We start from the raw sequence: 22862 nt of genomic DNA, 5'->3' as shown, positions 1-22862 counted from the left end.
GCCCGATCCTTATTCCGCCGCTTCGGCATAGCTTTCCAGGGGCGGGCAGGTGCAGACCAGGTTGCGGTCGCCATAGGCGTTGTCCACCCGACCCACCGGCGGCCAGTACTTGTCCACCCGGAAGGCGCCCGGCGGAAAGCAGCCTTGTTCGCGCGAATAAGGGCGGTCCCAGTCGGCCACCAGATCCTCGACCGTGTGCGGGGCGTGGCGCAGCGGGCTTTGGTCCGCCGCGATTCGGCCTTCGGCCACATCCGTGATCTCGTCCCGGATGGCCAGCAGGGCGGTGACGAAGCGGTCGATCTCGGCCTTGGTTTCGCTTTCCGTGGGTTCCACCATCAGCGTGCCCGCCACGGGCCAGCTCATGGTGGGCGCATGGAAGCCGTTGTCGATCAGCCGCTTGGCGATGTCGTCCACGGTGACGCCGTGTTCGGCGAAGGGCCGCGTGTCGATGATGCATTCATGCGCGACCCGGCCGCGGTTGCCCATGAACAGGATCGGAAAGGCCCCGGCCAGGCGCGAGGCGATGTAGTTCGCGTTCAGGATCGCCACCCGCGTGGCCTGCGTCAGCCCCGCCCCGCCCATCATCAGGCAATAGGCCCAGGAGATCAGCAGGATCGAGGCGCTGCCAAAGGGCGCCGCGCTGACCGCGCCGCTGCTGTCCGCCTCGCGCGGATCGCCGGGCAGGAAGGGCGCCAGATGCGCCTTGACCCCGATCGGCCCCATGCCCGGCCCGCCGCCGCCATGCGGGATGGCGAAGGTCTTGTGCAGGTTCAGGTGGCTGACATCGCCGCCGATCTCGCCCGGTTTCACAAGGCCCACCAGGGCGTTCATGTTCGCCCCGTCGATATAGACCTGCCCGCCGTGCCTGTGGGTGATGTCGCAGACCTCGCGCACGGTATCCTCGAAGACGCCATGGGTGGAGGGATAGGTGATCATCACCGCCGCCAGCCTGGTGCCCGCCGCGGCGGCCTTGTTTGCGAAATCCTCCAGGTCGATGTCGCCGTTCGGCGCGGATTTCACCACGACCACCTTCATGCCGCACATCTGCGCCGAGGCAGGATTGGTGCCGTGGGCGGACACCGGGATCAGGCAGACATCGCGATCCTCGCCGCGCGAGCGGTGATAGGCGGCGATGGTCAGCAGCCCCGCGTATTCTCCCTGCGCGCCGCTGTTGGGCTGCATGGAAAAGGCGTCGTATCCGGTGATCCGGCACAGCTTGTCGGTCAGATCCGCGATGGCCTCGGCATAGCCCGCCGCCTGGTCGGCGGGGGCGAAGGGATGCAGCGCGCCGAATTCGGGCCAGGTGATCGGCATCATCTCGGCCGCGGCGTTCAGCTTCATGGTGCAGGATCCCAGCGGGATCATCGCCCGGTCCAGCGCCAGGTCGCGGTCCGACAGGCGGCGCATATAGCGCATCATCTCGGATTCGGCGCGGTTCATGTGGAAGACCGGATGGGTCAGGTAATCCGTTTCGCGCAGCAGCGCGTCGGGGATCGCCGGGGATCCGGCCGGGGCAGGCGCGTCGGCGATGCCGAAGGCATCCAGCAGGCGCGCGATCACATCGGCATCCGTGGTCTCGTCGACGCTGATCCCCACCCGGTCGCGCCCGACCTTGCGCAGGTTGATGCCGCGATGGCGCGCGGCGGCCAGGATCCCGGCCTGGCCCACGCCGACCTTGACGGTGATCGTGTCGAAAAACGCCCCGGGCGCGACCTCGGCCCCCGCCGCGCGCAGGGCCTCGGCGATGGTCGCGGCATGGAGATGCACCCGCTGGGCAATGGCGCGCAGGCCCTCGGGGCCGTGGAACACGGCATAAAAGGACGCCATCACCGCCAGCAGCGCCTGCGCGGTGCAGACATTGCTGGTCGCCTTTTCGCGCCGGATATGCTGTTCGCGCGTTTGCAGCGACAGGCGGTAAGCCTTGTTGCCCTTGGCGTCGATGCTGACGCCGACGATCCGGCCCGGCATGGCGCGCTTCAGATCGTCGCGGCAGGACATAAAGGCGGCATGAGGCCCGCCATAGCCCATCGGCACCCCGAACCGCTGCGCGGAACCCACCGCGATGTCGGCCCCCATGGCGCCCGGTTCGCGCAAAAGGCACAGCGCCAGCAGGTCGGTCGCGACCACCGCCAGCGCGCCCGCCGCGTGCAGCGCCGCAATTTCGGGCGTCAGGTCGCGGACATGGCCGTAGGTGCCGGGATACTGGAAGATCGCCCCGAAGACCTGATCGGGTTGCAGATCGTCGATAGAGGCCTTGACGATGCGGATGCCCAGCGGCGCGGCCCGCGTCTCGATCACGGCGATGGTCTGGGGGTGCAGGTCGTGGGCCACGAAAAAGGCATCGGCCTTGGACTTCGACTGCCGCCGCGCCATCGCCATGGCCTCGGCCGCCGCTGTCGCCTCGTCCAGCAGCGAGGCGTTGGCGACCGGCAGCCCGGTCAGATCGGCCACCATGGTCTGGAAGTTCAGCAGCGCCTCTAGCCGCCCTTGCGCGATCTCGGGCTGGTAGGGGGTATAGGCCGTGTACCAGGCCGGGTTTTCCAGGATGTTGCGCTGGATCGCGGGCGGCGTGACGGTGCCGTGGTAGCCCTGGCCGATCAGGCTGGTCATCACGGTGTTCTTCGCCGCGACCTGCCGCATCCGGTCCAGCAGGGCGGCTTCGGACAGCGCGGGCCAGTCAAGCGCCGCCTGCTGCCGGATCGCCGCAGGGATGGTTTGGTCGATCAGCGCGTCCAGGCTGTCGGCGCCGACGACCTTCAGCATCGCCTCCATCTCGGCGGGCGAGGGTCCGATATGGCGGCGGTTCGCGAAATCGTCGGGGTTGTAGTCGGTCGGGGTCCAGCGGGTCATGATCGCCATCTCTCCAAGATGCGTTTCACCTTGGCTTGAATATCCTCGGGGGTCCCGGGGGCAGGCAGCCCCCCCGGGCGTCGTCGTCAGCCGATCAGCGCCCGATAGGCGGCCTCATCCATGAAACTCTCGATCGCGGCCGGATCGGCAGGCTTGATGCGGAAGAACCAGGCCGTCAGCGGGTCGTCGTTGACACTGCCCGGAGCGTCCCCCAAGGCCGTGTTCACCGCCGTGATCACGCCCGCCACCGGGGCCGCGATGTCGGACGCCGCCTTGACGGATTCGATCACCACGACTTCGTCGCCCGCCGCAACCTCGCGGCCTTCCTCGGGCAGTTCGATAAAGACCACGTCGCCCAGTTGCTCGCTGGCATGGGCGGTGATGCCGACCACGATCTCGTCGCCCTCGGCGCGCAGCCATTCGTGGTCTTCGGTGTATTTCAGCATGGGATCCTCAGCGTTTGTAGGAAGGGGTGATGAAGGGCAGGGGGACAACCGCCACGGGGATGCGCTTGCCGCGCAACTCGGCATAAACCGTCGCGCCGTCGGGCAGGCCGGCGGGCAGGCGGGCCATGGCGATCGGACCGCCGACCGACGGCCCGAAGCCGCCCGAGGACACATGGCCGATCGGCTCGCCCCCGTCGGCTGCGGCAAGGATCGCCACGCCCTCGCGGATCGGCGCGCGGCCCTCGGGGCGCAGGCCGCGCCGCGTCGCCGCCGGGCCTTGGGCCAGTTCGGCCAGCACCGCGTCCGCCCCCGGAAAGCCGCCCGCCCGCGCGCCGCCCGCGCGCCGCGCCTTGGGGATCGACCAGCCAAGCGCCGCCTGTCCGGGGGTCACGGACGCGTCCATGTCGTGCCCGTAAAGCGGCATCCCGGCCTCCAGGCGCAGGCTGTCGCGGGCGCCAAGGCCGATGGGCGCCACCTCGGGCTGATCCAGCAGGGCCTGGGCAAACCGGCGCAGCGCGTCTTCGGGGACCGAGATCTCGAACCCATCCTCGCCGGTGTAGCCCGACCGAGAGATCCACAGCTCCGCCCCGTCCCAGGCGTGGATCTGGCTGTCCATGAAGCGCATGGCGGCCACGGCGGGCACCAGCCGGGCCAGCACCTCGGCCGCCTGCGGCCCTTGCAGCGCCAGCAGCCCGCGATCGGTCACGGGCGTCACCGTTATGTCGTCCAGGCCTTGCAGATGCGCGATGTCGCGGTCCGCGCAGGCGGCGTTGACCACCAAAAGGAAGTGGTCGCCCCGGTTGGCGAACATCAGGTCGTCGGCGATTCCGCCCGCATCGTTCGTGAACAGCCCGTAACGCTGCCGCCCCGGGGCCAGGCCCAGCACATCGGCAGGGATCAGCCGTTCCAGGGCCAGGGCCGCGGCCGCCATGTCGCCGTTTCGCGGCGCGATCACGACCTGGCCCATGTGGCCGACATCGAACAGCCCGGCCTCTGCGCGGGTGTGGAGGTGTTCGGCCATCACCCCCATCGGGTATTGAACGGGCATCTCCCATCCCGCGAAGGGCACCATGCGCGCGCCAAGCGCGGCGTGAAGATCGTAAAGCCCGGTTCGGCGCGGTTCTTCGGCCATGCGGCCTCCTTTGACGAGCCGGACAGCCGGCATCGGTTGGCGGGCGGATGCCCGGAACGATGCCCCCTCTGTCCCTGCCCCGCCCGGATCGACCGGTCTGGGGCGCCTGAGATCGTTATCCCTTCGGCGGGCCTTCCGGCCACTCTCCAGAGCTTCTGTCGGAAAACGGTCCTTCTGCCTGAGAGTTCGCCGGGGCGGCTGCTCCTTCGGCACTGGCGCGGGCCAGCTTCTCCCGAGTTCCGATGGCTGACAGCTAGCCGGGCCACAAGGCCAAGGCAAGCCTTTTGTCGTAGCCTGCAACTCCGACGCGATTGACAGCGGGCCGCACCCGCCGCAGGGTCGCACGGCATCGGCCAGGGGGCATCGGCCAGGGGGCATCGGCCAGGGGGCATCGGCCAGGGGGCACCGGGCATCGGGCGCATCGGGCACGGAAGGGAACGGCGTGTCGCGGAAATTCTTTCAGATCGGCTTCAACAAATGCGGCACGACCTTTATCGCCCGGCTGTTTCAGATGAACGGCTATCCCGCCGTCCACTGGGCCGAGGGCGCCCTGGCCGAGGATGTCGCCTGGTCCAAGCTGGCGGGCGTCAGGCCCCTGCAACCCTGGGCCGGCACGGCCGTGGCCTTCACCGACATGGAATCGGTGCGTTATCTGAACATGCCGATCGTCGAGGCCTTCAAGGAATACCGCTTTCTGGATGGCAGCTATCCCGGCTCGGTCTTTCTGCTGAACACCCGCAATGTCGAGGACTGGGTGATCAGCCGCTACATGCACCGCGGCGGCAGCTATGCCCGCGCCCATGCCCGGATCCGGGGGGTGGCCCTGCCGGATCTGGCGGATCTCTGGGCCGGGGAATGGGACGCGCATCTGGCCGGGTGCCGGGCCTATTTCGCGGGCCGGGCCGAGTTCGTCGAGATCGACATCGACCAGGCCGCCCCCGGCGATTACCGCGATGCCCTGGCGCCCTGGTTCGACCTGAAGGATTGCCCGCCCCGGCCCGGCGCGGGCGTCAGGTCGCGGCGCGAAGGCTATCTGGCCCGCTTGTCGCGGATGCTGGACGCGCCCCCGTCCGGAACCGGGATCGCCCGGGCCGACCGCGACCGGATCAGCGCCGGCATCGTCGGCGCCGCCCGGCCTGCCCGGATCCTCCCGGCGGACCATCCCGCCGGACCCGGCCATCGGGCCGCCATCGACCTGGACAAGGGCGAGGTCCGCGACCCGCGGGGCAAGCTCATGCCGCTGCGCCGGGGGCCGGACGGGTTCTTCTACGCGCGGGCGGGGGTGCCGCAGCTGCTGCGCATCGCCACCACGGCCAACGACATCGCCCAGGCGGCGGATCGCGGCGTTTATCACATCGACATGCAACCCGGCCATGCGGGCGGAGGGACCGCCCCGGTGCTGGCGGCTTGCCGCAGGGCGGGGGCGGCCAATGCCTTTCTGTGGCCGATGCCCTGGATCCACCGGCTGGGCAATGACGGCCATCTGGGCCGTCCCGACCGCATCGACCCGCCCTTTCGGCACAAGCGTGACCGCGCGGTGTGGCGGGGCGATCTGTCGGGCCATGTGCTGTCGCCGGACGGCCTGCCTTGCCGCCCCGTGCACGAGGTCGTGGCCGAGGTTCTGGCGGGCGACCCGCGTGCCGGGGCCGGGCTGCGCGCGGCCCCCCGGGTGGCGCTGGCCCTGGCGCACCAGGGATCGCCCGACATCGACGCGGCGCTGACCCCCGACGCGCGCGGGCAGCGGGCGCTGGAGCGTGCGGGCCTGGCGCATCTGACCGCGCCCCGCCAGGGCGACGAGTTCCTGCTGTCGCACCGCTACCTGATATGCCTCGGCGCGACCTCGGGGGCCGAGGATTTCCTGCCGCTCGCCAACAGCAATTCGGTCGTGCTGCTGGAGGAGGACGGCTGGGAAACATTCGCCCGGGCGGTCTTCCGGCCTTGGCGGCATTACATCCCGCTGCGCCCCGGCGCGGGCGATCTGGCGGACAGGCTGGCCTGGGCGCGCGCCAATCTGGATGCCTGCCGGCAGATCTCGGCCCGGGCCCGCGGGTTGTGCGCGCTGCTGGCCGACCCGGAGGCGAGGGGCGACCAGCTTTCGGCCATCCTGCGCGACTATCGCGCGGCGACCGGGCAGCCCGCCTAGATCGTCACGTTCAGCGCGCCGCCGTCCAGCAGCAGGTTCTGACCGACGATGAAGCGCGCCTGCTGGCTGCACAGAAAGGCGCAGGCCGCGCCGAAATCGCCCGGATCGCCGTAGGTGCCGGTCGGAATGGTGGCCTGCCGCTGCTGGCGCGCCTGATCCAGACTGATGCCCTGCTTGTCGCTGACCCCCTTGTCCAGGCTCACCGCGCGGTCGGTGGCGTGGATGCCGGGCAGGATGTTGTTCACGCAGACCCCATGGCCCGCCACCTGCCGCGACATGCCCGCGACAAACCCCGTCAGCCCGGTCCGCGCCGTGTTCGACAGGCCAAGGGCGGCAATGGGCGAACGCACGGATTGCGAGGTGATGTTGACCACGCGGCCCCAACCGCGATCCATCATGCCTGGCACCAGGGCCTGCATCAGAGCCACGGCCGACAGCATGTTGGCGTCGATGGCGCGGATGAAGTCCTCGCGCGTCCAGTCCCGCCAGTCGCCCGGCGGCGGACCGCCCGCGTTCGTGACCAGGATGTCGGTCTGTCCGGCCGCCTCCAGCACGCGGGCGCGGCCTTCGTCGGTGGTGATGTCGGCGGCGACCGGCGTGACGCAGACGCCGTGCCTTTCGGCGATCTGCCGGGCGGTTTCAACGATCTCGGATTCGGTCCGGCTGTTGATCACCAGATCCACGCCCGCCTCGGCCAGGGCTTCGGCGCAGCCGCGGCCCAATCCCTTGGAGGCCGCGCAAACCAGCCCCCGTTTTCCCCTGATGCCCAGATCCATTGCCATCTCCTGTTGCTGGCCGCAGGATGCGCGCGCCGTGGAGAATGTCAAACCGAAGGAACCGTGCCATGACGACAAGAACCGCCGATCCGCTGTTCTGGGGCCAGGGACTGCAAAGCTTCGAGATCTTCCTGGAGCCGACCTGCCCCTTCTCGGTCAAGGCCTTCCGCAAGATGGATGCCTTTCTGGACGTGGCGGGGCGGGACCGCGTGACCGTCAAGCTGCGGATGCAGTCGCAGCCCTGGCACATGTTTTCCCCGGTGGTGACGCGCTGCGTCCTGGCGGCGTCGATGACCGCCGGCGGGCGCGAGACCGCCCGCCGCGTCCTGGCCGCCATCGCCGATCATCGTGAGGCGTTCGAGTTCGAGCAGCACCGCAAGGGCCCGAACATGGACGCGACGCCGAACCGGATCATCGCCCGGCTGGAGGATTGCAGCGGCGTTCCCCTGGCCGAGGCCTTCGCGTTCCCCGAGCTTGAGGCCGCGATCAAGTGGCACACCAGGTACGCCCGCCAGAACGGCATCCATGTCTCGCCCACGTTCATGGTGAACGGGCTGGTGACGGAACTCGGCAGCGGGGATGGGGTCGAGGATTGGGCGGCGGCGCTGGACTGACGCCCTGACCCGGTCGCCTTCGCCATGCGTTGCCATTGCCCCCAAGGCCGCCGGATCGCGAAACGGCACCGCCCTTTGGGGGCGATGTCGCGCCTCTCGACCGAGGGAAAGAACCGCAGTCCCGATCTTCAGGCCGACAGCGCCAGCCCCTGCGCGGCATCGCGGATCGCGCGGATGTTGCCGCCATAAACCTCCGGCTGGCCGACCGAGCCGCCCTTGAAGACCGCCGATCCCGCGACCAGCACGTCGGCCCCGGCCTTGGCGACAAGGAGCGCGGTCTTGGGATCGACGCCGCCGTCCACCTGGATGTGGATGGGCCGGTCGCCGATGGTGCCGCGCAGGCGGGCGATCTTGTCGATCTGGGAATGGATGAACTTCTGCCCGCCGAAGCCGGGGTTCACGGTCATGACCAGCACCATGTCGCACAGATCCAGCAGGTATTCCACCGCCTCGACCGGGGTGCCGGGGTTCAGCGCGATCCCCGCCTTCTTTCCCGTCGCGCGGATCGCCTGAAGGGTGCGGTGGGGATGGGCGCCCGCTTCGACATGGGCGGTGATCATGTCGGCGCCGGCTTCGGCATAGGCCTCGATATAAGGGTCCACCGGGGCGATCATCAGGTGCACGTCCATGAAGGTCTTGACGTGCGGGCGGAAGGCCTTCACGGCGGGCGGGCCAAAGGTCAGGTTCGGCACGAAATGCCCGTCCATCACGTCGACATGGACCCAGTCGGCGCCTCCGTCCTCGATGGCGCGGATCTCGCGTCCGAAATCGGCGAAATCGGCGGACAGGATGGAGGGCGCGATCTTGATGCTGCGGTCGAAGGTCATAAGCGGTTTCCCTATTCGGCGGCCTGGTCCATCGCCTGCCTTGTCCTGCGATCCCCGTCAAGCCTGTCCACCGCAAGCCCGCCCCGGAACACCCGGCTGGCGCGCAGGTCGGGCTCTGTGATGGTGGACAGGGTATCGGCGTCCAGCGGGCCCTTCGCCCCGTTGAACAGCCGGCTCGCCTGCCGCAGCCGCGCGCGGTCAAGCGCGTTCCTTACCGACCGGGCATTGGCGAAATGCGGCTGGTGGCGGCGGGCGGCGATGTATTCCTCCATCGCGGCCCGCGCGCCGTTGTCGAAGCGGTAATTCTGCGCGGCCAGCATCCGTTCGGAGATATGCAGCAGTTCCGGGTCGGTATAATCGGGGAATTCGACATGATGGGCGATCCGCGACCGGAAGCCGGGGTTCGAGGCGAAGAAGCGGTCCATCCGGTCGCCATAGCCCGCCAGGATCACCACAAGGTCGTCGCGGTTGTTTTCCATGACCTGCAACAGGATCTCGATGGCTTCCTGGCCGTAGTCGCGCTCGTTTTCCGGGCGGTAAAGGTAATAGGCCTCGTCGATGAACAGCACGCCGCCCATGGCCTTCTTCAGCACCTCCTTGGTCTTGGGGGCGGTGTGGCCGATATACTGGCCGACCAGGTCGTCGCGCGTCACCGTCACCAGGTGGCCCTTGCGCACGTAACCCAGGCGGTGCAGCAGGTCGGCCATCTTCAGCGCCACCGTGGTCTTGCCGGTGCCGGGATTTCCGGTGAAGGACATGTGCAGCGTGGGCGTTTCCGTAGCCAGCCCCATCTGGCGGCGGGCCTTGTCCACCAGCAGCAGGGCGGCGGTTTCGCGGATGCGGGACTTGACGGGTTCAAGGCCGATCAGCGTTTCGTCCAGCTCGCGCAGCACGTCCTTGACGCCGCTTTCCTCGAAGGACCGGGCCAGATCGACATGGGTGGGGCGGGGATCGTCCATCTTTCACCTCTAAGGACCGACGCGGAAGGAAACCGCGTCTTCACCTTTGCTCAAATATCCTCGGGGGGTCCGGGGGGCGAAGCGCCCCCGGCGTCGGTCAATAGCGCAGCCCTTCGGGTTCGCGGGCGGCATAGCTTTCGATGGTGTAGCGGACGCTGCGGCCCTCGGCCTCTTGCCGGACCAGGCGGAAGCCGGGTTCCGTTTCGGGACGGTTCACGATGAAGCTCATGCGGATCGACTCCCATCCGGGCGAGGCGTCGAAGGCGATAACGCGGATGTATGTGCCGCCGTGTTCCTTGCGGCATTCGTTGACCTCGAAGACCACGGCGGCGGCATCCGGGTTGTCGAACATCGGATGGCCCCACATTTCCCAATAGGTGTTCCGGGGATGGGGGTCGTCGGTGTATTCCACGGACACGGCCCAGCCGTTGTCGATGGCGTATTGGGCCTGCACGCGGATGTCGTCGTCCGACAGGTCGGGCAGAAAACTGAACTGTCCTTGGCGCAGTTTCATAACGTGATTCCTTTCCGGTAGGGGCGCGGCGGGGTGAAATCCCGTCCGGCGGCATCGGTGGGGCGGGGTTTCCCCCGCCGCTGCGGTCAGATCGACACTTCGGGCGTCGGCGCGAAGTCCGGCGCGTCGGTCGAGGCATAGTTGAAGGACACGTCCTTCCACACGTCCAGCGCCTGCTTCAGCGGCGTGCAGGTGCGGGCGGCATCGCGCAAGATGTCCTCGCCCTCGTTCCAGATGTCGCGGCCGGCGTTGCGCGCGAACACCATCGCCTCCAGCGCCACGCGGTTGGCGGTGGCGCCCGCCTGGATGCCGTGGGGATGGCCGATGGTGCCGCCGCCGAATTGCAGCACCACGTCCTCGCCCAGATAGGTCAGCAACTGGTGCATCTGGCCCGCGTGGATGCCGCCGGATGCGACCGGCATCATCTTGTTCAAGGACGCCCAGTCCTGGTCGAAGAAGATGCCGTTTTCCAGCGCCATGGGATTCCGCTCCTCGCGAAAGATGTCGTAATAGCCCTTGGTGGTGGCCGGATCGCCTTCCAGCTTGCCCACGACCGTGCCCGCGTGCAGATGGTCCACCCCGGCAAGCCGCATCCATTTGGCGATCACGCGGAAGCTGACGCCGTGGCTGCGCTGGCGGGTATAGGTCGAATGGCCCGCGCGGTGCAGGTGCAGGATCATGTCGTTGTCCCGCGCCCATTTGGCCATCGACTGGATCGCGGTATAGCCGATCACCAGGTCGATCATCACGATCACGCTGCCCAGAGATTTCGCGAAGTCGGCGCGTTCGTACATCTGCTCCATGGTGCCCGCGGTGACGTTCAGATAGGTGCCCTTCACCTCTCCCGTCGCCGCCGAGGCCCGGTTCACGGCCTCCATGCAATACAGGAACCGGTCGCGCCAATGCATGAAGGGCTGGCTGTTGATGTTCTCGTCGTCCTTGGTGAAGTCGAGGCCCCCTTTCAGCGCCTCGTAGACCACGCGGCCATAGTTGCGGCCCGACAGGCCCAGCTTGGGCTTCACGGTCGCGCCCAGCAACGGGCGGCCATGGACGTTCAGGCGTTCGCGTTCCACGACGATGCCGGTCGCCGGGCCCTGGAAGGTCTTCACATAGGCCACGGGCAGGCGCATGTCCTCGAGCCGCAGGGCCTTGAGCGGCTTGAAGCCGAAGACGTTGCCGATGATGGATGCGGTCAGGTTGGCGATGCTGCCCGGTTCGAACAGGTCCAGGTCATAGGCGATATAGGCGAAATATTCGCCCGCGCTGTTCGGCACCGGATCGACCCGGTAGGCCTTGGCGCGGTACTTGTCGCAGGCCGTCAGCCGGTCGGTCCAGACCACCGTCCAGGTCGCGGTCGAGCTTTCGCCCGCCACCGCCGCAGCCGCCTCGACCGCGTCCACCCCGTCCTGCGGCGTGATGCGGAACAGCGCGATCACGTCGGTGTCCTTGGGGGTGTAGTCGGGTTCCCAGTATCCCATCTGCGCGTATTTCAGCACGCCCGCGGCATACCGCTTTTTGGCATCCATCTTGGGGTTCGACATCTCGTTCATGGGTGTTTCCTCCTTTCAGGCGGCTTTCGCGCCGGTGATGGCCGGGTCCAAAGCCCCCGACGAATAGCGTTTGGCCATCTCGTCCATCGCGATGACCTTGATCCTGTGGGCCTGCCCCGCCGCCCCGAAGCGTTCGAACCGGTCGCGGCACAGCGCGGTCAGTTCGGCCATGGCGGGGATCATGAACTTGCGGGGGTCGAATTCGTCGGGCCTGTCGCGGGCGACCTTGCGGAAATGCCCGGTCATCGCCATGCGGCAGTCGGTGTCGATGTTGACCTTGCGCACCCCCATGCGGATGCCGCGCTCGATTTCCTCCACCGGGACGCCGTATGTCTGGGGCATCTCGCCGCCGGAGGCGTTGATCAGATCCTGCAAGTGCTGCGGCACGCTGGACGACCCGTGCATCACCAGATGCGTGCCCGGCAGGCGGTCGTGTATCGCCTGGATCACGTGCATCGCCAGGATCTCGCCGTCGGGCTTGCGGGTGAACTTGTAGGCGCCGTGCGAGGTGCCGCAAGCGATGGCAAGCGCGTCGCAGCCGGTGCGCAGCACGAAATCGACGGCCTGGCCGGGGTCGGTCAGAAGCTGGCCGTGATCCAGCTTGCCCTCGGCGCCCGATCCGTCCTCGGCCGCCGCCTCGCCGGTTTCCAGCGAACCCAGCACGCCCAGCTCGCCTTCGACGGACGCGCCGACCGCGTGCGCCGCCTCGGCCACCTTTGCCGTGACCGCGACGTTGTAGTCGTAATCGGCGGGGGTCTTCATGTCCTCGTGCAGCGAGCCGTCCATCATCACCGACGTGAACCCGTGGCGGATCGCGGACATGCAGGTCGCCAGGTTGTTGCCGTGGTCCTGGTGCAGGCAGATCGGGACGCCCGGGTTCATCTCGGCCAGGGCCTCGACCATGCGGCGCAGCATGATGTCGCCCGCATAGGACCGCGCCCCGCGCGAGGCTTGCAGGATCACCGGGGCATCGACCGCCGATGCCGCCTTCAGGATCGCAAGGCCCTGTTCCATGTTGTTGATGTTGAAGGCGGGCACGCCGTAGCCGTGCTCGGCGGCGTGGTCCAGAAGCTGTCTCAGCGTGATCAGCGCCATGGGTCCTCTCCCTTGACAAGGTTTCGTGCCAAGGCCGCGACGGCCTCGGGCGTGATGCCGAAATGGCGGTAAAGCGCGGGGGCGGGGGCGGATGCGCCAAAGCCCGTCATGCCGACAAAGCCGTCGTCCGGGCGCAGGAACAGATCCCATCCCTGGCGGATCGCGGCCTCGACCCCGATGCGGGGGGCGTCGCACAACACGCCCTGCCGATAGGCGCGGTCCTGCCGGGCGAACAGTTCGAAGCAGGGGGCCGACACGACGGCCGCGTTGATCCGGTCCGCCCGCAGCAGGTCGGCGGCGGCAAGCGCGATTTCGACCTCGGATCCGGTGGCGATCAGCGTCACGTCTCGGGGCAGGGGCGTGGCGCGCAGCACATAGGCCCCCCGGCGAGAGCGGTTGGCGTCCTCGTCCTCGACCCGCACGGCGGGCAGGTTCTGCCGCGAGAGCGCGAGAACCGAGGGGCCGGGGCTGGTCAGCGCGATTTCCCAGGCTTCGGCGGTTTCCACGGCATCGGCGGGGCGGAAGACCTGGAGGTTCGGAATCGCGCGCAGGGACGCCAGATGCTCGACCGGCTGGTGGGTCGGGCCGTCCTCGCCCAAGCCGATGCTGTCATGGGTCATCACGTGGACGACCGGCACCCCCATCAGCGCGCCCAGCCGGATCGCGGGGCGGGAATAGTCGGCAAAGGCCAGGAACGTCCCGCCATAGGGGACAAAGCCGCCATGCAGCGCGATGCCGTTCATCACCGCGGCCATGGCATGTTCGCGGATGCCGTAATGGACATAGCGGCCCCCATAGTCGCCGGGGCGGATCGTCGCCATGCCCTTGCTGCGGGTCAGGTTCGAACCGGTCAGGTCCGCGCTTCCGCCGACGGTCAGGGGCAGGGTGGCGTTGATCACCTCCAAGGCCATCTCGCTGGCCTTGCGGGTCGCGACCTTCGGGCGATCCTGGGCAAGCCTTTGGCAGTGTCCGGCAATCGCCTTGCGCAATGCCCGCGCATCGGGCGCATCCTGGGCGGCAAGAAAGGCGGCACGGTCGGGGGAGGCGTCCAACCGTGCCGCCCAGCTTGCCCGGGCCTGCGCGCCACGCGTGGCGATCGCGGCCCAGGCAGCGGCCACATCCTCGGGCAAGGCAAAGGGGTCGTGAGGCCAGTCCAGCGCCTTGCGCGCGGCGGCGATCTCCTCGGCCCCCAGCGGCGCGCCATGGACATCGTGACCGCCCTGCTTGTTCGGCGCGCCGAAGCCGATCACGGTCCTGCACGCGATCATCGAGGGGCGGCCGTCCCCCCGCGCGGCCCCGATGGCCGCCGCCACCGCCTCGCGGTCATGGCCGTTCACCGCCTGCACATGCCATCCGGCGGCGGCAAAGCGCGCGCCCTGGTCCGTGCTGGCGGACAGGTCCGTGCCGCCGTCGATGGTGATGCCGTTGTCGTCCCACAGCACGATCAGCCGCCCCAGGCGCAGGTGGCCCGCAAGGTCGATGGCCTCGTGGCTGATCCCTTCCATCAGGCAACCGTCGCCCGCGATCACATAGGTCCAGTGATCGGTCAGATCCGGCCAGCGGGCATGGGTCATGCGTTCCGCAAGCGCCATGCCGACCGCCGTGGCGATGCCCTGGCCCAGGGGGCCGGTAGTCATCTCGATCCCCTGGGCGTGGCCGTATTCGGGATGACCCGCCGTGCGCGAGCCCATCTGCCGGAAGGCGCGGATCTGGTCCATGCCCATGTCGTCATAGCCCAGCAGGTGATGGATGGCGTAAACCAGCATCGAGCCATGTCCCGCCGACAGCACGAAACGGTCGCGGTCCGGCCAGCGGTGATTGCCCGGGTCCACCCGCATGAAGCGGTGAAACAGCACGGTCGCCACATCGGCCATGCCCATCGGCGCGCCGGGATGGCCGGACTTCGCGGCCTCGACCGCGTCCATGGCCAGGGCGCGGATCGCGTTGGCCATCTTTGTCTCAAGGGCTTCGTCGATGCGGGTCATCTGGTTCATGGCGTGTCCTCAGGCGCGCTTGGCGTCGTCGATCAGACGCAGGATCATCGGCGTCAGGATCAGCTGCATGGCGAGGTCGGTCTTGGGCCCCGGGATGACGATGGAATTGGCCCGCGTCATCCACGACCCGTCGATCATCTGGGCAAGGTAGGGAAAGTCGATGCCGCGCGGGTTCCTGAACCGGATCACCACAAGGCTTTCGTCGGGCGTGGGAATCCAGCGCGCGATAAAGGGGTTCGAGGTATCGACCACCGGCACCCGCTGGAAATTGATGTCGGTCTGGGTGAATTGCGGGCAGATGCAATGCACATAGGCGTGCATCCGGCGCAGGATCGTGTCGGTCACGGCCTCGGTCGAATAGCCCCGGCTGGCCTTGTCGCGGTGGATCTTCTGGATCCATTCCAGGTTGATGACCGGCACCACGCCGATCTTCAGATCGGCCAGCTTGGCCAGATTGACCCGGTCGTTGACGACCGCGCCGTGCAGCCCTTCGTAGAACAGCAGGTCGGACCCTTCCTCGAACGGCGCCCAGGGGGTGAAGGTGCCCGGCGCGGCGCCCCAGCGTTCGGCCTCGCGGTCGTCGTGGACGTAATGGCGCGTCTCGCCCCGGCCGGTTTCGCCATAAACGCGGAAGATGTCCTCCAGCTTCTCCAGTTCGTTGGCGCCGAAGCTGAAATGGCTGAAGGTCTGGTCGCCCGCGGCCTGCCTGCGGGCCAGTTCGTCCTTCATCGCCTGCCGGTCGAAGCGGTGAAAGGCGTCGCCCTCGATGCTGACGGCGGTGATGCCCTCGCGGCGGAAGATCTGGTCGAAGGTCGTCTTGACCGTGGTCGTGCCCGCGCCGGAACTGCCCGTGACGGAGATGATGGGATGTTTCTTGCTCATGGTTTCCTCAGGCCCGGAACAGGCCGCGATGGCCGAACAGCGCCGACACCTCGGCCTCGGGCAGGTCGTGATAGGCGGCCACGCGGTCCACCTTCTCGGCGGAGCCGAACACCAGGGGCGTGCGCCCGTGCAGGTCGGTGATGGCCGCGTCCAGGATCGGCAGCGCGCCGTCGGTCGCCCGTCCGCCCGCCTGCTCGATGACAAAGGCGATGGGCGCGCATTCGTAAAGCATCCGCAGCCGGCCGCGTTCATAGCCCTTCCGCGCGTCCGAGGGATAAAGGAAGATGCCCCCACGCATCAGGATCCGGTGCGCCTCGGCTACCAGGGACGCGATCCAGCGCATGTTGAAGTTCCGCGCGCGCGGGCCGTCGATCCCGGCCAGGCAGTCGTCGATATAGGCGCGGACCGGGCGCGGCCAGTGGCGATAGTTCGAGGCGTTGATGGCAAATTCGAAAAAGCAATCCGGCAGGGTCGCGCGCGGATCGGTCAGGTCGAAGCTGTGGGTGTCGGGGTTCAGCGTGTAGATCTGCGTGCCGTCGCCGAAGCTGACCACCAGGCAGCAGCGCGGGCCATAGATAACGTAGCCCCCGGCGATCAGGTCGCGGGCGGGGCGCAGAAAGCTGGTTTCCGCCTGGTCCGCCGCCGGATAAACCGCGAAGATCGTGCCGATGGACATGTTGGTGTCGATGTTGGACGACCCGTCCAGCGGGTCGATGGCCAGGGCGAAGGCGCCGCCGGGCTGCATGGCCAGGGGGGCGTCCTGTTCCTCGCTGGCATACCACCGCAGCCCGGCCTCGCGCAGAACGTCGCGGAACAAGGCGTCGGCCTGGATGTCCAGCCGCTTCTGCCCGTCGCCGTCGCTGTTGATGCCGACCTCGGCGGACAGGCTGGTGTCGCCGCGCCGGATCACGCCCGCCAGGGTCGCGCCGCCGCGCGCCAAGGCCAGCATCAGCGGCCTGAACTGCGGCGGGATATGCGTGGTGTCGATGCTGGGCGTCGTCATCGGCCCCTCCCTGGCGTCTGATGGAAGCAGATTGACAGGACCGGGTTTTCAGGAAAATTTAAAAATTCGGAACACGGATTAGATTTGGTTGAAGATGAAGCCCGAGGGGATCAGCCTGCGCCAATTGCGCTGCCTGCGCGCCGTGGCCGACAGCGGCAGCCTGACGGCGGCGGCGGGCCTGCTGGGCCTGACCACTCCCGCCATCCACAGCCAGTTGCGGGGGCTGGAGGATCTGGCGGGCTGCGCGCTGATGGTCCGCGCCGAACACGGCGCCTTTCGTCCCACCCCCGAGGGTCAGGCCCTGCTGCTGGCCGAATCGCAGATCGCCACCGCCCTGTCCCGCGCGGGGCGCGAGATCGGCGCGCTGCGGCAAGGCCGCGTCGGCAATGTCGTTCTTGGGGTGGTGTCCACCGGCAAGTATTTCGCCCCTGGCCTGGTCGCCCGATTGCTGCGACTGTTGCCCGAGATCGAGGTGACGCTGCGTATCGGCAACCGCGACGCGGTGCTGGCGGCGCTGGCGGGCGACGACCTGGACCTGGCGGTCATGGGCCGTCCGCCGCGCGAACCCGCCGTTATCGCGGACCCCGTCGGACCTCATCCGCACATCATCATCGCCGCACCCGACCACCCCCTGGCCGATGCCGATCCGGTGATGCCCGGCGACCTGCTGGCCCAGACCTTTCTGTCGCGAGAGGAAGGGTCGGGCACCCGCATCCTGATGACTCGCTTTCTGGACCGCATCGGCGAGGGCGCGACCTGGCGCGCCGTCGAGATGGGCACAAACGAGACCATCAAGCAGGCGGTGATCGCGGGTCTGGGCGTAGCGCTGATCTCTCAGCACACCGTGACCGAGGAGCTGCGCTCGGGCCGCCTGATCGCCCTGCGCGGCATCGGGCTGCCCATCCAGCGCAGCTGGTACCTGCTGCGCCGCGCCGACCGCCAGATGAGCGCGGCTGCCGCCCGGATCCGCGACGAGACCCTGGCCATGCGCGGCAGCTTCCTGCCGCAGCTTTAGCCTGGGTCGCGGATCGCCTCGATCTCGCCGGCAGGGGCCGAGCCGCCGCCTTCAAAGATCAGCTCGACCCCCTGGGCGCCCACCGCGGCCTCGGTCACGCGGACATAGGCGCCGACCGCGTCCTCCGAGATCACCTCGCCCGCGCGGCTGCTTTGGATCACAAAGGAATAACGCCCGTCGGCCAGCTTCTCGCCCGCCGCGTCGCGGCCGTACCAGTCGATCTGCCCTTCGCCCGTCCCGATCTCCTCGCGCGTGACCTCGCGGCCCGATTCGTTCAGCACCACCAGCGTCACGCCGTCGGCGCTGCTTGGGGGGGCGATGTCCAGCGTCAGCGCCTTGTCCCCGAACCAGACCGGCTCGGTCGTGCGGACCTCTTTTCCGATCCAGTCGGCCAGCTGCCCCAGGCCGCCGCCCGATTGCGTGACCAACTGCTCCAGCAGCTTGTTGGTCTGGGCCTGCTGTTCCACCCCCGAAAAGGTCGCAAGCTGGACTGCGAAATCCGATCCCTCCATCGGGTTCAGGGGATCCTGGTTCTGCAACTGGGTGGTCAGCATCCTCAGAAAGGTGTCGTAGTTCGTCGAGATGGCCGACCCGGTCGTGGCCGGCGTTGCGGTCGTGGTGGTTGCAGCGGTCGAGCTGGCGAGTGCGGAAATCACCTGTTTCTCCTGTCAGATGCGAATGTCGAGCCGCGCCGGAACGGCCAGCGGCGTCCAGGCGACCTGGATGGATCGGGCGGGTTCCGCCGCCTCGAGGGCCAAAGAGGGTGCGTCCGGTGCCGCCGCCTGGCCCCTGCGCGAATCGGATGGGGTGTCGCCCTGGAATTCGAAGGTCGCGTCGGGCATTCCCGCATCGCCGAGGCATTCCTGCAAAACGGCGGCATTGCGGCGCAGCTGGTCCAGAACCTCGGGCCGCTCGACCCAGACCGTGACATGGGGGTTGTGATCGGGTCCGGTCACCACCATGCGGATCTTGCCCAGTTCCTCGGGCGCCAGGGCAATCTCGACAAGATCGTCGCGCGCGGTCACCACCGCCTCGGCGATCTGGCGGGCCACCGGGACAACCGCCGCCCGGGCGGCGCGGGCTTCGGTGGGGACCGCGGTCGCGCCATGCGTGGTGGCGGGCGGAGGCGTTGCCGAATCGGTCAGCATGGCGTCGGTCTCGGGCGGGGACATGCCGCCGGGGGCCGGGTCGATGGCCGCGCCCTCGACCGGCATGTCGGGCGCCAAGTCCGGAAGATCTGCCGGCGAGAACCGGCCCGGCGTCTCTGCCGTCGCGCCCGTCTGGGCCTGATCGGCGGAAACCCCGCCGATTCGCGCCTCCAGCGGCGGTTCCGAAAGCGGCAAAGGAAGAGACGACGCCCTGTCTGCCGCGCCAACCTTGGACTCGGTGTTGCCGGTCCCCTGGGGCACGGCCTCGCGCAGGGCGCCGGTGATGCCGGACATATCCTCCATCAGCATCTGCAAGGGATCGGGCGCCGGGGCGTCGGCGCAAACCGCGTCGGAACGGGCCTCCTCAAGCTTCTCCTCGGGCGGCGCCTGCTCGACGGTGAAATCCGCGCCGGGGCCTTCGGCCTCTGCCGGAGCCGCGATTGCCACGGGCTGCGGAACGCTTCCAACTGGTGAAACAAGACACTCTGCCATCTGCCGATTCCCAAATCATCAAGCCGATGGATAAGCGGAAGTCCTTACGATTTATTTACCGCAAACCGCTAAGCCTGGAAAAATCTCGCAATTGGGACATCATCCATGCATGTGAATGAAACGCTGAACCCGTTGTCGCCGCCCTTGAAATCATCGCCCCCCGCAGCGGAAAAGCTGGAACAGGCCTTTCTTGAAGAAATGCTTAAATATTGCGGCCCGAAACCGGAAGGCGGCGCCTTTGGCGGCGGCATCGGCGAAAACCAGTTCGGCAGCTTCCTGACCCAGGAATACGCCGCCGTCTTGGCCGCGAAGCTCGACCTCGGATTTGGAAAACGGTTGGATTTGCAATGAAGGCAAGGCACAGAACCATGCTGGACGCCGTCCAGCAGGCGATCATTTCAGGCGACGCCGCCCTGGCCCTCGCCCGGATCGAGGCGCTTGCCGGGCGATTCCAGCGCGACCGCCCGGATGCCGAAACCAGGGCCGAGATCGAACGCAGCCTGCTGCATCTGCGCCGCCTGGCAGAGGATTCTGCGCGCGGCACGCAACGCGCCATCGCCCAGATTAAGGACATCCTGCAAAATGCGCGCATGCTGCAAACCTATGACCAGGCGGGACGGCGGCAACAGACGCCGACCAATGCCGTTCTGCCGCAGCGGTTTTGACTAAAATGTTTCGCGTTCGATGTTTGAGAAAGGAAAGCGAATTCACTATCCGTAAATCACCGGCTGTTAGAACTGCGGTCATGCCGAAAGCGGCACAGGGACAAGCGCCCAGGGTCAGAAGGCCAATCGCCACAATCGCGGATGCAAAGCATCCAATATTCCAGAGGATAAGATGTCCAGTATTCTGACCAACAACGGCGCCATCGTTGCACTCCAGACCCTGAAGAACGTGAACTCCAGCCTGAACAAGGCGCAGTCGGAAATCTCGACCGGCAAAAGCATTTCGGACGCTTCGGACAATGCCGCGCTGTGGGCCATTTCCAAGACCATGGAAACCGACCAGGCTGCAGCCAAGACCCTGCACAGCAGCCTGAACGTCGCCAACGCGACTGTTACGACTGCATTGAAGGGGTCGGATATGGTCGTGGATCTGCTGACCGACATGAAGAAACTGGCGACGAACGCCGGTAACGACGGCTTCGACTTCGCCACCGTGCAAAAACAGATCGAAGAAAAGATGGCAAACATCACGTCGGTCGTGTCCGGCACGCAGATGAACGGCATCAATCTGCTCAGTACCGACGGCATCAATGGGGGCGCGACCTTCACCACGCTGGCCTCGCTGGATCGGCTTGCGGGAACGGGTGCCACCACTGCCAATGAAATCGTTGTCAACTCGTTGGATTACCAGGCCAATATCGCCGAGGCGACAGTTACGTCCATTACCGACCAAGCCAGCGCAAAGACCGCCCTTGGCGAGATCGAGGCGCTGCTTGACATCGCGATTGCAGGCTCTGCAACCCTTGGTTCGGCGTCCGAGCGGATCACCGATCAGGCCGACTTCGTGGGCAGCCTGGCGGACTCGCTGAAGCTTGGCGTCAGTTCGCTGGTGGATGCGGATATGGAGGAAGCCTCGGCCCGCTTGCAGGCGCTGCAAACGCAGCAGCAGTTGGGCATCCAGGCCCTGTCCATCGCCAACGAGGCGCCCTCGGCGATCCTGAGCCTGTTCCGCTGATCCTGACAGGCAGGGGCGCCATGCCGGCGCCCCGCACCCATCCCGCTGAACCCCTCAGATCAGGAAGATCATCTTGAACGCGGTTCCGTCCTTTGCCGGCCATGGATACGGCAGCAGCATCCTGCGCACGCCGCGCGATGCCGAATACGAAGTCTTCTCTCGCGTCACCCGAATGCTGCGCCAGGCCGCGGACGGGGCGCACGGCGCCGATGTGATCGCGGCGGTCCACAAGAACAACGAATTGTGGACGATCCTTGCCGCGGACCTTGCCAGCCCGGGCAACGGGCTGCCGGACCAGATCCGGGCCGGGCTTTTGTCGCTGGCGGGATTTGTCCTGCGCCACGGCCATCAGGCGCTGTCGGGCAAGGTCGGCGTCGCCCCCTTGATCGACATCAATCTGGCGATGATGCGCGGCCTGCGCCAGGAGGCCGCGGAATGAGCGGCCTTGTCCTGAAGCTAGCCCCGAACGAACGCGTGCTGATCAACGGCGCCGTGATCGAGAACGGCGACCGCCGTTCCAAGATCGCCATCCGCACGCCGAACGCCAATGTCCTGCGCCTGAAGGATGCCATCCATCCCGACCGCGCCAATACTCCCGTCGGCCGGGCCTGCTATATCGCGCAGCTGATCCTGTCCGGCGATGCGCAGCCGGACGAAGGCAAGCGCCAGTTGCTGCTCGCCATCGCGCAGCTGTCGCAGGTCTTCGACGGCGCGGCGGCGCAGGCCGTCCTGCAAGAAGCCCGGGCCAGCGCCGAGGACGGTGCGATCTATCCGGCCCTGCGCCGCTTGCGCGAACTTCTGCCGCAGGAAGACCAGCTTATTCACGCCCGCCGCCAGTGAGGGTGCCGTGACCTCAGCCATCAGCATCGGACTGAGCGGTCTTGCGGGTTGGCGCGTTCTGCAACGGATCGAAACCCGGCAGATCGAGGCCACCGCAAAGGATCCGGTGATCCAGCGCGCCACGACCTATTTCCGCGAGAATTTGACCGAAGACACCACGGCCGAGGATCTGGTCGGCGACTACAAGATGTTGCAGGTGGCTTTGGGGGCCTTTGGCCTGGAGGACGACATCGCCAACAAGGCCTTTATCCGCAAGGTGCTGGAATCGGATATCGGCGACAGCGCATCCCTGGTAAACCGGCTGAGCGACAAGCGTTATCTGAAGCTTGCCACGGAATTCAAGAACCGCAACGATCCCGAGGCCATGGCCGACACGGTGACCGAAGCCTATGTCGGGCAGCAGTTCCAAAAACGTGTCGGAGAAGGGGACGAAAGCTATCGCCTGGCGCTGAACGCCCGGAACGAATTGAAGGCCTTCGCCGGCCGGACCTCCAGCGACAAGACCATGTGGTACGAGGTGCTGGGAAACGAGGCCCTGCGGGAGGTCTTTCAAAGTGCCTTCGGCTTTGGCAGCGCGATGGCGAACCTGTCCGTCGACCGGCAGCTGGAGGACTTCATGTCGGCGTCCGAACGCATCCTGGGCAGCAGCAGCTTTGCCCAGATCGGCACAGACGAGGTGATCGGCAAGCTGGTCACGCGCTATCTGGCGCTGTCCCAGGTCCAGGCCGCCACAAGCGGCAACCGTTACAGCGCGGCCCTGACCCTGCTGTCGAGTTGAGTGACAGGAACGGCGCGCGGCAGGCGGTCAGGCCCGGCGGACCCTTGCCGGATAAGGCCGCAGCACCTTTTGGGCAAACCGCCATGCGACGGACGCCGGGGTAATCCTTCCCTCGCGCCGCCGT

23 protein-coding genes and 1 riboswitch are annotated in these 22862 nt (G+C 67.4%); of the genes, 9 read left to right on the top strand and 14 right to left on the bottom strand.

The window, feature by feature from the left end:
* Positions 1-9: 9 nt before the first annotated feature.
* The 3 genes from gcvP to gcvT all read right to left on the bottom strand — a co-directional run bounded on the left by gcvP (position 10) and on the right by gcvT (position 4428).
* The gene (gcvP, locus tag ACFOM8_RS05075) at positions 10-2850 is read right to left on the bottom strand and encodes an aminomethyl-transferring glycine dehydrogenase (protein ID WP_377759893.1); all 2841 of its coding nucleotides are present in this window, start codon (positions 2848-2850) and stop codon (positions 10-12) included.
* An 86-nt stretch (positions 2851-2936) separates the two neighbouring features.
* The gene (gene gcvH / locus ACFOM8_RS05070; RefSeq protein ID WP_377759891.1) at positions 2937-3296 is read right to left on the bottom strand and encodes a glycine cleavage system protein GcvH; all 360 of its coding nucleotides are present in this window, start codon (positions 3294-3296) and stop codon (positions 2937-2939) included.
* A 7-nt stretch (positions 3297-3303) separates the two neighbouring features.
* Positions 3304-4428, bottom strand: coding sequence for a glycine cleavage system aminomethyltransferase GcvT (gene gcvT, locus ACFOM8_RS05065; protein WP_377759889.1), 1125 nt, complete (start codon positions 4426-4428; stop codon positions 3304-3306).
* 156 nt (positions 4429-4584) lie between these two features.
* Positions 4585-4673, bottom strand: a riboswitch (glycine riboswitch).
* Between the two features lie 197 nt (positions 4674-4870).
* Here gcvT and ACFOM8_RS05060 point away from each other — a divergent pair.
* Complete coding sequence (locus ACFOM8_RS05060) at positions 4871-6571, top strand: glycosyl transferase family 90 (RefSeq protein WP_377759887.1); 1701 nt, start codon at positions 4871-4873, stop codon at positions 6569-6571.
* Here the strand turns inward: ACFOM8_RS05060 and ACFOM8_RS05055 are convergent.
* Positions 6568-7347: an SDR family oxidoreductase gene (locus ACFOM8_RS05055; RefSeq protein ID WP_377759885.1), complete on the bottom strand. Its 780-nt coding sequence runs from the start codon at positions 7345-7347 to the stop codon at positions 6568-6570. The two genes, ACFOM8_RS05060 and ACFOM8_RS05055, sit on opposite strands and share 4 nt — an antisense overlap.
* 68 nt (positions 7348-7415) lie before the next feature.
* Here ACFOM8_RS05055 and ACFOM8_RS05050 point away from each other — a divergent pair, with 68 nt between their 5' ends.
* The gene (locus tag ACFOM8_RS05050) at positions 7416-7961 is read left to right on the top strand and encodes a DsbA family protein (RefSeq protein ID WP_377759883.1); all 546 of its coding nucleotides are present in this window, start codon (positions 7416-7418) and stop codon (positions 7959-7961) included.
* A gap of 128 nt (positions 7962-8089) precedes the next feature.
* On the opposite strand, the gene rpe is transcribed toward ACFOM8_RS05050, so the two are convergent.
* From rpe to ACFOM8_RS05010, 8 genes are all read right to left on the bottom strand, one after another.
* A complete protein-coding gene (gene rpe / locus ACFOM8_RS05045; RefSeq protein WP_377759881.1) occupies positions 8090-8788 on the bottom strand; it encodes a ribulose-phosphate 3-epimerase in 699 nt (232 codons plus the stop codon).
* Between the two features lie 11 nt (positions 8789-8799).
* Entirely contained in the window at positions 8800-9747 is a 948-nt protein-coding gene (gene cbbX, locus ACFOM8_RS05040; RefSeq protein WP_377759880.1) for a CbbX protein, read from the bottom strand.
* A 97-nt stretch (positions 9748-9844) separates the two neighbouring features.
* Entirely contained in the window at positions 9845-10261 is a 417-nt protein-coding gene (locus ACFOM8_RS05035) for a ribulose bisphosphate carboxylase small subunit (protein ID WP_377759878.1), read from the bottom strand.
* A gap of 86 nt (positions 10262-10347) precedes the next feature.
* Positions 10348-11811, bottom strand: coding sequence for a form I ribulose bisphosphate carboxylase large subunit (locus tag ACFOM8_RS05030; protein WP_377759876.1), 1464 nt, complete (start codon positions 11809-11811; stop codon positions 10348-10350).
* 15 nt (positions 11812-11826) lie between these two features.
* Positions 11827-12906, bottom strand: a complete 1080-nt coding sequence (gene fba, locus ACFOM8_RS05025) for a class II fructose-bisphosphate aldolase (protein ID WP_377759875.1) — start codon at positions 12904-12906, stop codon at positions 11827-11829.
* Complete coding sequence (tkt, locus tag ACFOM8_RS05020; RefSeq protein WP_377760073.1) at positions 12897-14891, bottom strand: transketolase; 1995 nt, start codon at positions 14889-14891, stop codon at positions 12897-12899. The genes fba and tkt overlap by 10 nt, the downstream gene beginning before the upstream one ends.
* An 18-nt stretch (positions 14892-14909) precedes the next feature.
* Positions 14910-15782, bottom strand: coding sequence for a phosphoribulokinase (locus ACFOM8_RS05015; protein WP_377759873.1), 873 nt, complete (start codon positions 15780-15782; stop codon positions 14910-14912).
* A gap of 7 nt (positions 15783-15789) precedes the next feature.
* Positions 15790-16785, bottom strand: coding sequence for a class 1 fructose-bisphosphatase (locus ACFOM8_RS05010; RefSeq protein WP_377759871.1), 996 nt, complete (start codon positions 16783-16785; stop codon positions 15790-15792).
* Between the two features lie 94 nt (positions 16786-16879).
* On the opposite strand from ACFOM8_RS05010, the gene cbbR reads away from it, so the two are divergent.
* Positions 16880-17800 carry a LysR family regulator CbbR gene (gene cbbR / locus ACFOM8_RS05005; protein ID WP_377759870.1) on the top strand — a complete coding sequence of 307 codons (921 nt, stop codon included), beginning with the start codon at positions 16880-16882 and terminating at the stop codon, positions 17798-17800.
* Here cbbR and ACFOM8_RS05000 read toward each other — a convergent pair.
* Positions 17797-18456 carry a flagellar hook capping FlgD N-terminal domain-containing protein gene (locus ACFOM8_RS05000; protein ID WP_377759868.1) on the bottom strand — a complete coding sequence of 220 codons (660 nt, stop codon included), beginning with the start codon at positions 18454-18456 and terminating at the stop codon, positions 17797-17799. The genes cbbR and ACFOM8_RS05000 overlap by 4 nt on opposite strands.
* A 12-nt stretch (positions 18457-18468) precedes the next feature.
* Positions 18469-19395 carry a flagellar hook-length control protein FliK gene (fliK, locus tag ACFOM8_RS04995; protein ID WP_377759866.1) on the bottom strand — a complete coding sequence of 309 codons (927 nt, stop codon included), beginning with the start codon at positions 19393-19395 and terminating at the stop codon, positions 18469-18471.
* 156 nt (positions 19396-19551) lie between these two features.
* Here fliK and ACFOM8_RS04990 point away from each other — a divergent pair, with 156 nt between their 5' ends.
* From ACFOM8_RS04990 to ACFOM8_RS04965, 6 genes are all read left to right on the top strand, one after another.
* Positions 19552-19791 (top strand): chemotaxis protein chel, encoded by a 240-nt coding sequence (locus ACFOM8_RS04990; RefSeq protein WP_377759864.1) that lies wholly within the window; start codon positions 19552-19554, stop codon positions 19789-19791.
* 17 nt (positions 19792-19808) lie between these two features.
* On the top strand, positions 19809-20105 hold the full coding sequence (locus tag ACFOM8_RS04985) for a hypothetical protein (RefSeq protein WP_377759863.1): 297 nt from the start codon (positions 19809-19811) through the stop codon (positions 20103-20105).
* 172 nt (positions 20106-20277) lie between these two features.
* Positions 20278-21120, top strand: coding sequence for a flagellin N-terminal helical domain-containing protein (locus tag ACFOM8_RS04980; protein ID WP_377759861.1), 843 nt, complete (start codon positions 20278-20280; stop codon positions 21118-21120).
* Between the two features lie 73 nt (positions 21121-21193).
* Complete coding sequence (flaF, locus tag ACFOM8_RS04975) at positions 21194-21559, top strand: flagellar biosynthesis regulator FlaF (protein WP_377759859.1); 366 nt, start codon at positions 21194-21196, stop codon at positions 21557-21559.
* Positions 21556-21960: a flagellar biosynthesis repressor FlbT gene (gene flbT / locus ACFOM8_RS04970; protein WP_377759857.1), complete on the top strand. Its 405-nt coding sequence runs from the start codon at positions 21556-21558 to the stop codon at positions 21958-21960. The genes flaF and flbT overlap by 4 nt, the downstream gene beginning before the upstream one ends.
* A 7-nt stretch (positions 21961-21967) precedes the next feature.
* The gene (locus ACFOM8_RS04965; protein ID WP_377759855.1) at positions 21968-22738 is read left to right on the top strand and encodes a DUF1217 domain-containing protein; all 771 of its coding nucleotides are present in this window, start codon (positions 21968-21970) and stop codon (positions 22736-22738) included.
* Positions 22739-22862 lie beyond the last annotated feature (124 nt).

This window comes from Paracoccus angustae, assembly GCF_042648745.1.
Taxonomy (GTDB): Bacteria; Pseudomonadota; Alphaproteobacteria; order Rhodobacterales; family Rhodobacteraceae; genus Paracoccus; species Paracoccus angustae.
The sequence above is the reverse complement of the archived record's forward strand: the minus strand, read 5'-3'. Positions and strand labels throughout refer to the sequence as shown.

What these genes read in the sequence shown, in the direction of transcription:
- gcvP (WP_377759893.1), bottom strand. Translation starts at nt 2,850, where the DNA reads ATGACCCGCTGGACCCCGACCGACTACAACCCCGACGATTTCGCGAAC.
- gcvH (WP_377759891.1), bottom strand. Translation starts at nt 3,296, where the DNA reads ATGCTGAAATACACCGAAGACCACGAATGGCTGCGCGCCGAGGGCGAC.
- gcvT (WP_377759889.1), bottom strand. Translation starts at nt 4,428, where the DNA reads ATGGCCGAAGAACCGCGCCGAACCGGGCTTTACGATCTTCACGCCGCG.
- ACFOM8_RS05055 (WP_377759885.1), bottom strand. Translation starts at nt 7,347, where the DNA reads ATGGATCTGGGCATCAGGGGAAAACGGGGGCTGGTTTGCGCGGCCTCC.
- ACFOM8_RS05050 (WP_377759883.1), top strand. Translation starts at nt 7,416, where the DNA reads ATGACGACAAGAACCGCCGATCCGCTGTTCTGGGGCCAGGGACTGCAA.
- rpe (WP_377759881.1), bottom strand. Translation starts at nt 8,788, where the DNA reads ATGACCTTCGACCGCAGCATCAAGATCGCGCCCTCCATCCTGTCCGCC.
- cbbX (WP_377759880.1), bottom strand. Translation starts at nt 9,747, where the DNA reads ATGGACGATCCCCGCCCCACCCATGTCGATCTGGCCCGGTCCTTCGAG.
- ACFOM8_RS05035 (WP_377759878.1), bottom strand. Translation starts at nt 10,261, where the DNA reads ATGAAACTGCGCCAAGGACAGTTCAGTTTTCTGCCCGACCTGTCGGAC.
- ACFOM8_RS05030 (WP_377759876.1), bottom strand. Translation starts at nt 11,811, where the DNA reads ATGAACGAGATGTCGAACCCCAAGATGGATGCCAAAAAGCGGTATGCC.
- fba (WP_377759875.1), bottom strand. Translation starts at nt 12,906, where the DNA reads ATGGCGCTGATCACGCTGAGACAGCTTCTGGACCACGCCGCCGAGCAC.
- tkt (WP_377760073.1), bottom strand. Translation starts at nt 14,891, where the DNA reads ATGACCCGCATCGACGAAGCCCTTGAGACAAAGATGGCCAACGCGATC.
- ACFOM8_RS05015 (WP_377759873.1), bottom strand. Translation starts at nt 15,782, where the DNA reads ATGAGCAAGAAACATCCCATCATCTCCGTCACGGGCAGTTCCGGCGCG.
- ACFOM8_RS05010 (WP_377759871.1), bottom strand. Translation starts at nt 16,785, where the DNA reads ATGACGACGCCCAGCATCGACACCACGCATATCCCGCCGCAGTTCAGG.
- cbbR (WP_377759870.1), top strand. Translation starts at nt 16,880, where the DNA reads ATGAAGCCCGAGGGGATCAGCCTGCGCCAATTGCGCTGCCTGCGCGCC.
- ACFOM8_RS04985 (WP_377759863.1), top strand. Translation starts at nt 19,809, where the DNA reads ATGCTGGACGCCGTCCAGCAGGCGATCATTTCAGGCGACGCCGCCCTG.
- ACFOM8_RS04980 (WP_377759861.1), top strand. Translation starts at nt 20,278, where the DNA reads ATGTCCAGTATTCTGACCAACAACGGCGCCATCGTTGCACTCCAGACC.
- flbT (WP_377759857.1), top strand. Translation starts at nt 21,556, where the DNA reads ATGAGCGGCCTTGTCCTGAAGCTAGCCCCGAACGAACGCGTGCTGATC.